This window comes from Arthrobacter sp. Bi83 (assembly GCF_918698095.1).
In the GTDB taxonomy this organism is placed as follows: Bacteria; Actinomycetota; Actinomycetes; order Actinomycetales; family Micrococcaceae; genus Arthrobacter.
Genome location: NZ_CAKKLY010000029.1, coordinates 1 through 12,531, shown reverse-complemented (window position 1 = coordinate 12,531; position 12,531 = coordinate 1). Strand labels below are relative to the sequence as shown.

The 12,531-nt window shown below is 66.6% G+C and carries 13 protein-coding genes; 8 read left to right on the top strand and 5 right to left on the bottom strand.

Annotated elements, in window-relative coordinates; genetic code table 11:
• Positions 1-180 precede the first annotated feature (180 nt).
• The 7 genes from ssd (at position 181) to LQ144_RS14190 (ending at position 5,914) form a co-directional block, all read left to right on the top strand.
• Positions 181-1,527: a septum site-determining protein Ssd gene (ssd, locus tag LQ144_RS14220; RefSeq protein ID WP_354962158.1), complete on the top strand. Its 1,347-nt coding sequence runs from the start codon at positions 181-183 to the stop codon at positions 1,525-1,527.
• 59 nt (positions 1,528-1,586) lie between these two features.
• Entirely contained in the window at positions 1,587-2,924 is a 1,338-nt protein-coding gene (locus tag LQ144_RS14215) for a TadA family conjugal transfer-associated ATPase (RefSeq protein WP_230119352.1), read from the top strand.
• Complete coding sequence (locus LQ144_RS14210) at positions 2,921-3,826, top strand: hypothetical protein (RefSeq protein WP_230119351.1); 906 nt, start codon at positions 2,921-2,923, stop codon at positions 3,824-3,826. Before LQ144_RS14215 ends, LQ144_RS14210 begins: the two co-directional genes overlap by 4 nt.
• Positions 3,827-3,931: 105 nt before the next feature.
• Entirely contained in the window at positions 3,932-4,546 is a 615-nt protein-coding gene (locus LQ144_RS14205) for a type II secretion system F family protein (protein ID WP_230119350.1), read from the top strand.
• Positions 4,547-4,785: 239 nt separating this feature from the next.
• Positions 4,786-5,070 carry a DUF4244 domain-containing protein gene (locus tag LQ144_RS14200; RefSeq protein ID WP_230119349.1) on the top strand — a complete coding sequence of 95 codons (285 nt, stop codon included), beginning with the start codon at positions 4,786-4,788 and terminating at the stop codon, positions 5,068-5,070.
• Entirely contained in the window at positions 5,067-5,549 is a 483-nt protein-coding gene (locus LQ144_RS14195; protein ID WP_354962157.1) for a TadE family type IV pilus minor pilin, read from the top strand. Before LQ144_RS14200 ends, LQ144_RS14195 begins: the two co-directional genes overlap by 4 nt.
• A complete protein-coding gene (locus LQ144_RS14190) occupies positions 5,546-5,914 on the top strand; it encodes an Rv3654c family TadE-like protein (protein WP_230119348.1) in 369 nt (122 codons plus the stop codon). The genes LQ144_RS14195 and LQ144_RS14190 overlap by 4 nt, the downstream gene beginning before the upstream one ends.
• Here the strand turns inward: LQ144_RS14190 and LQ144_RS14185 are convergent.
• Positions 5,911-8,307 (bottom strand): DEAD/DEAH box helicase, encoded by a 2,397-nt coding sequence (locus LQ144_RS14185; RefSeq protein WP_230119347.1) that lies wholly within the window; start codon positions 8,305-8,307, stop codon positions 5,911-5,913. The two genes, LQ144_RS14190 and LQ144_RS14185, sit on opposite strands and share 4 nt — an antisense overlap.
• A 90-nt stretch (positions 8,308-8,397) precedes the next feature.
• Positions 8,398-9,090, bottom strand: a complete 693-nt coding sequence (locus LQ144_RS14180; RefSeq protein ID WP_230119346.1) for a GNAT family N-acetyltransferase — start codon at positions 9,088-9,090, stop codon at positions 8,398-8,400.
• A 151-nt stretch (positions 9,091-9,241) separates the two neighbouring features.
• Here LQ144_RS14180 and LQ144_RS14175 point away from each other — a divergent pair, with 151 nt between their 5' ends.
• Entirely contained in the window at positions 9,242-10,135 is an 894-nt protein-coding gene (locus LQ144_RS14175; RefSeq protein WP_230119345.1) for a rhodanese-related sulfurtransferase, read from the top strand.
• Positions 10,136-10,185: 50 nt separating this feature from the next.
• On the opposite strand, the gene LQ144_RS14170 is transcribed toward LQ144_RS14175, so the two are convergent.
• The 3 genes from LQ144_RS14170 to LQ144_RS14160 all read right to left on the bottom strand — a co-directional run.
• Positions 10,186-10,755, bottom strand: coding sequence for a hypothetical protein (locus LQ144_RS14170; RefSeq protein WP_230119344.1), 570 nt, complete (start codon positions 10,753-10,755; stop codon positions 10,186-10,188).
• Between the two features lie 69 nt (positions 10,756-10,824).
• The gene (locus tag LQ144_RS14165) at positions 10,825-11,268 is read right to left on the bottom strand and encodes a hypothetical protein (RefSeq protein WP_230119343.1); all 444 of its coding nucleotides are present in this window, start codon (positions 11,266-11,268) and stop codon (positions 10,825-10,827) included.
• An 88-nt stretch (positions 11,269-11,356) separates the two neighbouring features.
• The coding region (locus LQ144_RS14160; protein ID WP_354962156.1) for a hypothetical protein at positions 11,357-12,531 on the bottom strand (1,175 nt) is incomplete at its 5' end.

The window sequence follows — 12,531 nt, the reverse complement described above, 5'->3', positions numbered from 1 at the left end:
TGGGGGGGCTGGTTCGTTGCTGCTTGGGATGCCCTTGGCGGGTCCTTGGCTGGACCGGTCGTTGGTGCGGCATCACTCCCCGTACTGCGACTTTTCCTCCACAGGGCTCGCGCCGCGGAGTTGTCCACATACGGTCATCCACGACTGCCCTGCGGCACTGCTCCCAGCCAGAGTTGCTCCATGAGCAGGCATCACGCACGGAACCAGGGAGCTCCATCTGAACCGGACACCGCACTGCCGGCCGCGCAGGCGGACGTTGGCTGGGAGGACGGCCCGCCAGGACTGCCCCTCGACGACACGGCCGATTCGGCGGAGCGGCGGCCAACTTTCGCTCCGGAGCGCCCGGCCAGTATGACGCCGGTTCCCTCTGCGCCCCGGTTTTCAAGACCCGGGCGGGCTTCGGCGCAGCCCCCCGGACGTGCCGCGCGACTGCGTTACCCGGGCGACACGCCGGGCGCATGGCTCCCCGTCGAAGCTGAGGAGGTGCTGCTGGTAACCGCCTTTGAATTTCTCCAGGGGGAGGTGGAGCGGATCGTGGCGGCGGCAGGGGGACGGCTGCGCGTCGTCGCCGGCGTCTCGGAGGCTGCACCGTACTGGGATTCAGCGGCAGCCGTCTTGGTAGGAAGCGACATCCGTGAGCTGCCCCCGCGGCGCCGGGCGCCCGCCGTGCTGGTGGGCCTGAGCGGAGAGGGGGACAGCCTGTGGCACCTTGGTGCGGTTTTGGGCGCACAGCGCGTGGCGGTTCTTCCCGACGCGGCGGCCTGGCTCGCAGAGTACCTCAGTCGTTCACGCTCACCGGAGGCAGGAGGGCTGGTTCTGGGCGTCACCGGCGGGTGCGGGGGCGCGGGCGCCACCACCGCCGGCATCTGGATCGCGCAGGCCGCCGCCGGAATTGGCGCACGGGTCTTGCTCGTGGATGCAGACCCCTGGGGCGGGGGACTCGAGCTTGCCCTGGCAGCGGAGGAATCGCCGGGGCTCCGCTGGCCGGACCTGGCGGATGCCAGCGGCAGCATCGACCCTGGCCAGCTTGCGGATGCGTTGCCTGTGGCTGGAGGTTTCTCCTTCCTGTCCTGGCCGGGAAGCAGGGAAAGGCCGCCTGTCGTGGATTCGGCCACTGTGGGCGGAGTGCTGGACGCCGCGAGGCGGGGCTACGAGCTCGTCATCGTGGACATCGGCAGAAATGTCGAACCTCTCCGGACGTTTGCCTGGGACTGCGACCGACTGCTCGTGGTTGTTCCGGCCCAGCTGAAGGCCGCTGTCGCCTGTGCCCGGCTCCTTCAGGAGCTTCCGCCGGTGGATTCAGCGCTCGTGATCCGGGGCAAAGCCGGGGCTGCCCTGGACGGAACCCTGATCGCTGAGTCTGTGGGGCTCCCGCTGCACGGTGTCTTGCCGGAAGTGCGCGGCACCGCCGGCGCAGCCGAGCTTGGCCGCCTGCTGGAGCAGGGCAAGCGGAGGAGCGTCCGGCGGTTCGCCGCCTCAGTCTTGGACCTACTTGATGGTGAACTGATGACCGGGGACGCCCAGTGAGCGCGCATTCAAGTGCCCCTGGGGCTGGTGCCCATTTCGGTCCCGGGAGTGGAGGGGCGATGCCCGGGCACCCGGAAGCCGGAGGCCGACGGCGAGCGGCCAGGGAATTTGATTCGGGACTGCTCGAGACTGTGCGCGAGTCCGTCATGGCCGACGCTGGACCGGTTACGCCGTCTCGCGTTGCCGCCGCGGTGCAGGCGACCGGAAAACTGCTTGGCACGGCTGGATCCCTGGCGGCAGTTGAACGGATCAGCGCCGAGCTGAACGGTCTCGGTCCGCTTCAGCAGCTGGTCAGGGATCCTTCCGTTACCGACATCTTCGTCAACGCGCCGGATTCCGTATGGCTCGACCGCGGCAGGGGCATCGAACGGGCGCCGGTAGCCTTCGCCGGCGAACCCCAGCTCCGGGCCCTGGCGTCCCGGCTGGTTGCAGCTGGCGGCCGGCGCCTGGATGATGGCTCACCGTGCGTGGATGTACGGCTCGACGGCGGCTACCGCATCCACGCTGTCCTGCCGCCGATCTCCACCGCCGGAACACTCCTGAGCGTGCGGATCCGTCGCGAACGCGTCTTTTCCCTGGACGAACTCAGGCGCGGGGGGATGTTCGGGCCGCTGATCCAGTCTGTTTTGGAACAGATGGTGGAGCGACGGCTGAGCTTCCTGATCAGCGGGGCGACGGGTTCGGGAAAGACGACTCTGCTGTCCACCCTGCTGGGACTTTGCGATCCAGGTGAGCGGCTGGTTCTGATCGAGGATGCCTCGGAGCTGAACCCGGTTCACCCGCACGTTGTGTCGCTTGAGTCGCGGCACGGCAACCTCGAGGGCGGCGGCGAAGTGGACCTGGGCGAACTCGTGCGCCAGGCGCTGAGAATGCGGCCCGACCGGCTGGTGGTGGGAGAATGCCGTGGCGCAGAAGTGCGGGAGCTTCTGACAGCCATGAACACCGGCCACACCGGCGGCGGAGGGACGATCCATGCCAATGCTGCCGGCGCTGTGCCTGCCCGACTCACTGCTTTGGGAGCCTTGGCGGGGCTGGGGCAGGACGCCGTACGGCTGCAGGTCTCCAGCGCTCTGGACGTAGTGGTACACGTCGCGAGAACCCGGGAAGGGCGTCACGTGGCCTGCATCGGGGTGCTGCAGGAGACAGCTGGCAGTCTTGGCGTTTCCGCAGCCCTCGAGAATGCCGGCGGGCGGCTCGTCGTTGGACCGGCGTGGGCGATGCTGGCCCACCGCCTCGGCATCGATCCGGAGCTGGCCCTTGGACAGACACAGCCTACGGTCCTGGATCTTGCTCAGGCTTCTGCTCCGGCAACCGCCCACACTTTAGACGGCACCCAGCCGACGGACACCGAGCAGGTACGCGAGTGGATCCGGGGACCTGCCGGTGTTGCGGCATGATTGCCGTACTCGTTGGAGTGCTGGCTCTTGCCCTGTGGTTGATCCTGCGTCCCCCGCGCGGCCTGAGTCGCCGTGTCCGGAGGGCCTTCGCTGGGGGTGTCACCCGCGGCAGCGGCGCGTCCTCGGGCCGTGACCCCGGAGCTTCCCGAAGGCCAGCGGGACCTTTGCTCGGCGCCGGTGCTGGCCTTGACCAGAAGCACCGGCGCAGGGGCAAGTGGCGCGGTGCCGGCGGAGGCCAGAACCACCGTGGTGCTTCGCTTTTGGGCCGCGCAGGCCGCGGTCGGACGGACGCGGCCGTATCGCTCACTGTGGTGGTCCAGCAGCTTGCCGCACTGCTGAAAGGCGGGCGGACACCGTCGCGCCTCTGGGACGAGTTGTGGGTGGTTTACGCAGAACCTGACGGGCTGGACAGGAAATCCGACGGGCCACGGCTGAGCCCCGGATCGGCGGGAGTCCTCGCGGCGGCCCGCGGGGCAGCAATGCGGGGATCCCCGGTCGCGGAAGCAATACGTCTCGCGGTACCGTCGTCTGTCCACGCAGCGGGCAGCCACGAACCGCGGATCTGGGCGGAGCTGGCGGCCTGCTTCGATATCGCCGAGGCCAGTGGCTGTCCATTGGCGGACGTCCTGACCCGCTTCGCGGCACAACTCGAGGTTGAAGACGACGCAGAGGCTGCCCGCCAGACCGCCCTCGCAGGTCCTAAAGCGACAGTCACTTTGTTGACCTGGCTTCCCCTGCTCGGACTCGGGCTGGGGATCTGCCTCGGCGTCGATCCCTTGGCGATGCTGGTGGGGACACCCCTTGGCGTGAGCGCATTTGTCGCGGGGACCGTGCTCACCGTTGCAGGCCGGATCTGGTCTGCCAGGCTGGTCCGGGCAGCGGCCGGAACGGCAGTGTCATGATGGCGCCGCGGCTTGACGACGCCGTCGCGTTGATTGGTCGGGGAAGTGGCACGGACGCCGATGCCGGCCCAGTGACAGGACCGCTGGAGTGACGGGGCTACGGGCATGACGGGGCCGATGCTTTCCGCCGTGCTGATGGCCGCGCTGCTGGCTTTCGCCGCTGCGCTCGCCTTAACGGGCCACTCACGCGCGCGAAGACGGCTGCTCTCCAAGGTCGGGGTGTTGCTGGACGGCGAGAGATCCCATGAGAGCTCGGGAAGGACGAGTTTTTCAGGGCCGGAGCCCGGTCTGCGTGACACGGCGATGATGCTTGAACTGATCGCCGCCATGCTCGATGCGGGATCAGGAATCGGACGGTCCCTGGAGCTTGTGGCGGCAGCTGCCTCCGCGGAGTACAGCAGGTCCCTGAGGCCTGTGGTTGCAGCCTTGGCCATCGGGGCGGATTGGGAGACGTCGTGGCGGAGCTCAGAGGGGCATTCAGCGGAGATACTGGCACTTCGCGACGCCTTGGGGTTTGCCGCGCTGACTGGCGCGCCGTCTTCCGCGATCCTTTACGCCCAGGCTGCCAGGATGCGCCGTGAGAGGTTCCGGTCCGCTGAAAAACGCGCAGCGTCCCTCAGCGTCAAGCTCGTGATCCCCCTTGGTCTGTGCTCCCTCCCGGCATTCATCTGTCTGGGAGTGGTCCCGGTGTTGCTCGCGCTGGTGCCCTCGGGAACGTGAGTGCCTGCTCGCGCTGGTGCCCTCGGGAACGTGAGTGCCTGCTCGCGCTGGTGCCCTCGGGAACCCGGGCGCCTACGTTTCCTGCGCCAGCACTTTCCCTCCGCCGGACACTTTCCCTCCACAAGGTGGCCCGGCCACCGCTTTTCCACTTAGGCCAATTTCTCACTTACCGGTCGGCCCGCCACCCGGAACAGTCGGAGTAGCCGGCAAGACCGCCGGCCAAGCAGAAAGGAAGACTTATGTCCCTGAATCAAAACAATCTCGGCGGAGCCCAGCCTGCACGTCAGGAAGGCAACGAGGCCGGGGTCCGGGAAATTTACCCTGGAGCCAGCGCAGCGCCCCGGGTGAAGATGCGCCCGCGGCGGCGCCTGATGGGCTCGGATGCCGGAATGGCGACGGCGGAGTACGCCATAGCCACGCTGGCCGCAGTCGGATTCGCCGGGCTTCTGGTGTTCATCCTGCGCAGCGACGAAGTCCGCGGTTTCCTGCTCAACCTGATCCGCACGGCGCTGGCCTTGCCGTGAGGCTCCTGCCGCAGACCCCGCCACCTGTTGCGACGGAGAGCAGCACAAACGGCAGCCGCAAAACGAACAACCGCGGGGCCGTGACGGCTGAATTCGCGGTCGCACTGCCTGCTGTCCTGATGCTGCTGACTATGCTTCTGGCTGGGTCTGCGGCGGGGGTCACGCAACTCCGGCTGGAGGAGGCGGCCAGGGCCGGCGCCCGAGCACTTGCCCGCGGAGAGGATCCTGCTGCCATCGATGTAATTGTCCGAAAGCTGGCCGGCGGCTCGGCCTCTTCCGTTGTGGACACCGGGGGCGAATGGCTGAGCGTGACCGTGTCGGTACGGATGGCAGGGCCTATGGGAAACGTAGTGCCCTGGACACTGACGGCGAAGGCCGAGGCCCGTGCTGAAACGGCGGAGTCCACCCGGACACCGGGGAGACTCGAAGGCAAGCCAGGGGGCCCGGAGAAACAAACGACTATAAGGAGACCGGAGTGAAGCGGCGTCAGCAGGCGGAGGAGCCTGATTCCGAGCGGGGGTCCGGCACAGTGCTCGCAGCGGGTCTAGGCATGGTGGTCATCCTGGCCATGTCCATGCTGCTCCTGCTGGCGCAGTCGGCCGTGATGGCCTCCAAAGCGGCAGCCGCGGCCGACCTCGCGGCTCTGGCAGCAGCGGATGCACTGCGCGGCGTGACGGCGGGTGAACCATGCATTCTTGCTGCAGAGGTAGCAGGCCGGCACGGGGCCAGGCTGCTCAGCTGCGCTGAGGAAGGTGGTCAATCCGTCGAAGTCCACACCCAACTTACGGCCGGCACCATCCTCGGATCAGCAGCCGGGCGGGCCCGGGCGGGGCCGCCGCCTTAGCCCGCGGTTGGCACGACAGCACTCGCGGCATACGCCTCGGGCGGGGCAGCGGACTCCTTTGCATCCCGCAACAGAACGTCAATCAATGTGACGGCTGCGTCCTTGTCCAGTGGATTGTTCTTGTTGCCGCATTTGGGGGACTGAACGCAGGACGGGCAGCCGGACTCGCATTCGCAGGCCTTGATGGCGTCCCTGGTCGCGGCAAGCCACACCTTGGCCTTCTCGAAGCCCCGTTCCGCAAAGCCTGCACCGCCGGGATGCCCGTCGTACACAAAAATCGTGGGCACGCCCGTGTCGGCGTGGATCGCTGTGGAGACGCCCCCGATGTCCCAGCGGTCGCTGGACGCCACGAGGGGCAGGAGTCCGATGGCTGCATGTTCTGCTGCATGGAGCGCGCCGGGGAACTGTGCCTCGATCAGGCCGGCACCTGTCAGGGACCGGTTGTCCATGACGAACCAGACCGCCTTGGTAAAAAGGTCCCGTGCCCCGAGTTCCAAGGGTTCCTCGCCAAGGACCTCATTCGAAATCAGGGCCTTGCGCTGAAAAGAGACCACTTGAGTCGTCACCTTCACATCGCCGAAATGCACGGCGACGTCGCCCCACTGGGCCGTGCGCTCGGTCTCAAGCACCTCGATCTGCGTTATGTCCCGGGCCGTGGTGTAGTAGTCCGGGTTCGCGCGCCGCACCACAACACAGTGATCGTCCTCGTTTAGGTCCTCCACGACGTAGCTGTCGCCCTGATGAACGTAGATGGCTCCGGTATGGGCCTGGTAGTGGGTCTGCGGCGAATCCATGGTCCCCAGCAGGGATCCGGTATCGGCGTCCACGATACTTACCGGACCGCCTCCGTCGGCCCGCAGGTTCACCATGGCAGCCGCGCCCTGCGGGTGCGTCCAGAACCAGCCGGCAGGGCGCCTCCGCAGATAACCCTGCGCCACTAGCTGACCGAGCAGTTTCTCTGCGGTGCCGCCGAACAGAGGCAGCTCCGCAACCCCCAACGGTAGTTCGGCTGCTGCTGCGCACAGGTGGGGGCCCAGCACATACGGATTCGACGGATCAAACACCGTGGCCTCAACCGACACATCGAAGATCGCCTCAGGATGGTTCACCAAATACGTGTCCAGCGGGTCATCGCTGGCCACAAACGCGGCGATGGCATCCTGTCCGGCGCGCCCCGCCCTGCCGATCTGCTGGAAGAGGGATGCCCTGGTTCCCGGCCAGCCGGCTACGAGCACCGCGTCCAGCCCTGAGATGTCGATGCCCAGCTCTAGGGCCGACGTGCTGGAGATGCCAAGCAGTTGGCCGGACCGCAATGCCTTTTCCAAGGCACGCCGTTCCTCCGGAAGGTAGCCCGAACGGTAGGCGGCAACCCTCTGGGGCAGGCTGGGATCGACTTCATCGAGGAGCCGCTTGGTGATGGAGGAAATGGTTTCCGCGCCGCGCCTGGACTTGATGAAGGCGATGGTCCGGATCCGGGATGAGACGAGGTTCGCCAGCAGGTCTGCGGTCTCGGCCACTGCCGTCCGGCGTTCCTTGGCACCGTTCTCGCCCCGCACCTCAGTCAGGGCCGGTTCCCAGAACGCCACGGTGGTGGAACCGTGCGGTGAGGAATCTTCTGAGACAGCCCGGACCGGGGCGCCGATGAGCCTGCCAAAGGACGTTTCCGGTTCAGAAGCCGTGGCAGACGCCGCAATGAAGACCGGGCCGGGGGAAGAAGCGCCGGCGTAATAGGCGCAGATACGCCGGAGGCGGCGCATCAGGTTGGCCACATGGGAACCGAAAACGCCGCGGTAGCTGTGTGCCTCGTCGACGATTACGTAACGCAGCCGCCGGAAGAACCCCGCCCACCAGGCATGGTTGGGCAGGATCCCGAAGTGCAACATGTCCGGGTTGGCCAGGATGAAATTGGCGTGGTCCCTGATCCAGCGCCGTGAGGCCGGGTCCGTGTCGCCGTCGTAGGTTTCTGCCCTGACGGTGGGCAGCTTCAGCGAGCGGATGGCTGCGAGTTGGTCCGCTGCCAGCGCCTTGGTCGGGGACAAATACAGCGTCACGGCGCCATCGTCATGGATCTTGCCAGGCTCGGAGAGGACACGCAGTTCTGAGCGGTGGATCGCGTCCAGGGCCGGGAGCTGGTAGGCGAGCGACTTTCCGGAGGCCGTGCCCGTAGCTATCACCACATGTTCGCCGGCGTGCGCGATGTTGGCCGCCTGGATCTGATGCCGGTACGGCTGGTGGATGCCCAGTTTGCCGTACGCAGCCACGACCTCAGGATGGGCCCACTCCGGCCACGGCTCGTGCACAGCCGCGCGCGCCGGGATGGTCCGCACATGCCGCAGCTGTTCCGGGTCCGGGCCGCGGCCCAGCAGGGGAATCAGCGAGTCATGGGGGTTCACCCCAATATTCTTTCACCCGCGCAAAAATCAGCACGGGAATGCAAGAATCAGCACGCGAATGCGGGCACCGCCGTCAGATCAAGAGAAGCGTCAGGCCACCGAGAGGTCGGCGCCCTCGTTGGAGGCAGAGAGCAACAGGACATGGCACACCGAGGTCCAGCCAAGGTGTGAATACAGCTTTTGCCCGTCCAGTGAGGCAAGCAGCAGGCCGTCTTCCACATCGTGCGCAAACGCTTGGGCAGCGAGGGCCTTCATGATGAAGCTGCCCAGTCCACGGCGCTGGAAGTCCGGCTCTGTCACGATCTTGTCGAAGACTGCGGTCCCGTTGATGACGCACACCTGTCCGCTGGCTGCGAGGGCATCGCCTGCCCGCACCACAGCATGGTGCACGCCGTTGGACTCGGATGTTTCCAGTTTCAGTTCGTCGTCGGAAAGCCACGGATCCTCGGCGTCCTGGGTCTCCATGTCCACCACCATCATGCTCTGGGACGCTGATGTCACATTCAGCCCATGCTGCTGTGCCAGGACTTTGTAGCGACCAACGTCATTGGTCAGGATGGTAAGCACCCGTGCCGGCGCCTCGGCCGTCGTGGCTGCCAGCGTGGCGAACTCGGTGTCGGAGGGATCGGAAGCGAAATATTCCCAGTCCCCGGTAGTGTCTGCGCGCAGGGCGGCAGGAAAGCGCCCCTCAGTGCGCGTCTCATAGCCCCGGCAACCAGCCCAGCCAGCTACCCAGACTTCCAGCAGATGAGTGATGTCTCCAACCATGGCTTCTGGCGTCATGTGATGAGACTATTCCAGCGTTGTCACAAGTAACAGGGCTTTGACACTTGCTTATGCAATTGTGATCGGTGAAGCCGGCTGCACCGCGACGGCGTCCCCGCCCCGCACCTCCGATTCCGCTGCCTTCCCCGCAGCCAGTACCCTTAAATACGTGGCTTTGAACCGAATCGTGCTCTTTTACGGCTTTACCCCCATCGCTGACCCCGACGCCGTCAGGCTCTGGCAGCGCGCCCTCTGCGAGAAGCTGGGGCTGACGGGACGCATCCTGATTTCCAAGGACGGCATCAACGCCACCGTGGGCGGTGAGCTCAACGCCGTCAAGCAGTACGTGAAGACGACTCGCGAATACAAGGGGTTCCACGGCGTCGACGTGAAATGGTCGGAGGGCGGGGCCGATGACTTTCCGCGGCTGAGCGTCAAGGTCCGCGACGAGGTCGTCTCCTTCGGCGCCCCGGGCGAGCTGAGGGTCGACGAAAACGGCGTCGTGGGCGGCGGAACGCACCTCAAGCCGGAGGAACTCCACGAACTGGTGGACGCGAAGAAGGAGAACGGCGAGGACGTCGTTTTCTTCGACGGCCGTAATGCGTTCGAGGCGCAGATCGGAAAATTCAAGGACGCGATTGTCCCGGACGTCGCCACCACCCACGATTTCATCAAGGAACTAGAGTCCGGCAAGTACGACTCCATCAAGGACAAGCCGGTAGTCACCTACTGCACCGGCGGAATCCGCTGCGAGGTGCTCTCCAGCCTCATGGTGAACCGCGGATTCAAGGAGGTTTACCAGCTCGACGGCGGCATCGTCCGGTATGGCGAAACGTTCAAGGACCAGGGCCTGTGGGAGGGCTCGCTGTACGTCTTCGACAAGCGGATGCATCTTGAATTCAGCGAAGATGCCAAGACCGTCGGCGAGTGTGTCCGCTGCGCCGCGCCCACCAGCAAGTTCGAAAACTGCTCCAACCTGAGCTGTCGCACGCTCACGCTGTACTGCGCCGAGTGCGCCTCCAGCCCCGAGACCCTGCGCTGCCCGGATGGCTGCGCTGCCTGACGGCTGCGGGGCGCCTTACAGCTGCGCTGCCGGACGGCCGGAAGCCCCGGTCAGATCCGGCTAACGCGGTAGGCGAAGTTGGCGTCGTCCCTCGCCTCCACGGTCACGTGCAGCACTGAATCCTTCGACACGTGCACCACATTGACCCGTGACGTCCCGCAGCGCAGGCTCAGGTCCACGAGGGCGAACTCGGAGTCGCGCACCGTGAAGCTGACTCTCCGCTCGCTGCGGCAGGCGAGCGTCAGGGAATACGTGCCGCTGGGCAGTTGTCCCGTGGACTCTGTCTTCTCTTCCCCGCCCTCGACAGTCCCGTAGCTGGTGCGGAAAACCTGCCCCTCTGCATCCGGCAGTACCTCCTTCGCCCACGCATCGAGCTCGGCGCCGGCCACGGGCAGGTTCTCCAGCGGGTCCCGCGGCAGCGCCGGATCCGTCACGGCGGGGAAGGTGCCGGCCGGCAGCTCGCCCCGGCCGTCGTCGTAGCTGTATTCGCAGCCGCTCAGAAAGGCACCCGCAGCCAGCGCAAGGGAAAGCACGACGGCGGCTGCCGGGGTCCGCACCAGCGGCACCCGCGGTGCCCGCCTGAAGAGATGATGCACGGAGACCATCCGCACAGAGGGCATACACCGACTTTATGCCCGCCGGTGGCACGAGGCCATAGGCGGAAGCAGCTCCCCGAAAAAGCGCGCCGGCTACTTCGCCGGCACCAACTGATACGCGTAAATCAGCGGGGCGTCAACGCTGGACGCGCTGATCTCCAGCGGCCCCGGCTGGGCTACCGTGATCTTCGTTATCTCGCGGCTGCCGTTGCACGCAGCCCCGGCGTCCACCATGGGCTTCCCCGCCAGCGACACGGCAAAGAACGCCTTCCCTCCGCCTTCGCAGGTCACGGTCAGCGTGTAGCGGCCGGCCGGAACGCTGGCCGCCTCCTGGTTGATCCGGTCCCGGTTGAGGATCTTGCCGGCATCCTCGAGGACCGTGCCGCCGGCAGACGGCAGCGCGGTGGCCTTCCATGCAGGAACGTCGGCGTTTTCAATCGACACAACGGGTGAGCAGGCCGGCACGGCCAGCAGGATGGAGGCAACCGCAGCCGCCCCTGACAGGACACGGAGCATCGAAGAGAAACGTTCAGCCATGCCTCCAACCTACCTGCTGCACGCCCAAGGTTCCGTCCCCTTCAGACGCCTCCGGAGTCAGCCCACCTGGCGGCACCCCTCCGGCCGGTTATCCGGCGATCAGTTCCAGTACTTGGCCCTGATGCAGCGCCAGATAGACGCGGTCGCGGAGCCCGTTGGCCTCCGTGTGGGTGAGCGTCCGGTCCAGAGGCTGCAGCACGAGGCGCAGCAGCACGTTCACCTGGCCGGGCCTGATGCGGAGACGGTCGACGGCGGCCGGCGGCAGCTCCGCCGTCGGCGTCACCGCCCTGACTTCCAAGGCCGCGAGGACATCTGCATCCCTGCCGAGCGCAGCGCGGGCGGCGTCACCCAGGAGTTCGGCGTCGGCGTCGGCCGGGTCGGTGATGACCAGGGAGAGGTCCCGGTTCACACCGGGCATCACCGAAATGGCCCGGTACGGCTGCAGGTCCAGGAGCTGTGACCGGACCGCGGGAATGCCGGACCGCAGAAGGCGGATGTCACCGACGCCTTTGTTCAGCATGAGCGCCCGGTCGAGACCCATCCCCAGAGCCAGTCCGGCCCAGCGCCGCGGGTCAAGGCCGGAACCGCGGAGCACCGGCGCCGCAACCAGGCCGCACTCCGCCAGCTCCAGCCATTCGCGGGTGCCGTCAGGCATGGTGGCCAGCACATCCAGCTGCTGGCCTGCCGCGGTGTAGCTGTGGGTTGACGGCGTCGCACGCCATTGCACATCCGGATTCTCCGCGGCCGGCAGCACAGCTTCCACCACTGCGGCCATCATCGTCTGGAGGTCACCGGCACCCAGGAGTCCGCGGGACTTGATCCGCCACAAATCAACCTGGTGCGGGGCGCCGACGTGAGTGCGGTCTGCCGCGTCGCGCCGGTACACCAGCCCTGGCAGGATGTGCAGCCGGTCGTAGTGGCCCAGTTCCCCGCGGAGCGAGTCCAGGAGCGCCGGAACTCCGGCCGATGTGTGGCTGCGCAGCATCACGGTGGGACTGACGTGGCGGGAGTAGCGCGAATCACGGGTGACGTCTCCAGCCGAATACCCCAGCCGGTCATAGTTGTCCGAGGTGGCCACCAGGGGGCTGGCACGGTGCGTGTCCGAACCGATGTTCCACAGCCGCTCCAGGGCTGTAGTGATGCGGTCGAGCAGCAACTGCATAGCGTGGGGACCTTCCGCCGGGTCGGAGAGATCGCGGAGGGCGAGGGCGGAGTTGAGCTCGGTGGGGGAGAGATACTTTTTCATGACGGGTCCTTCAAATC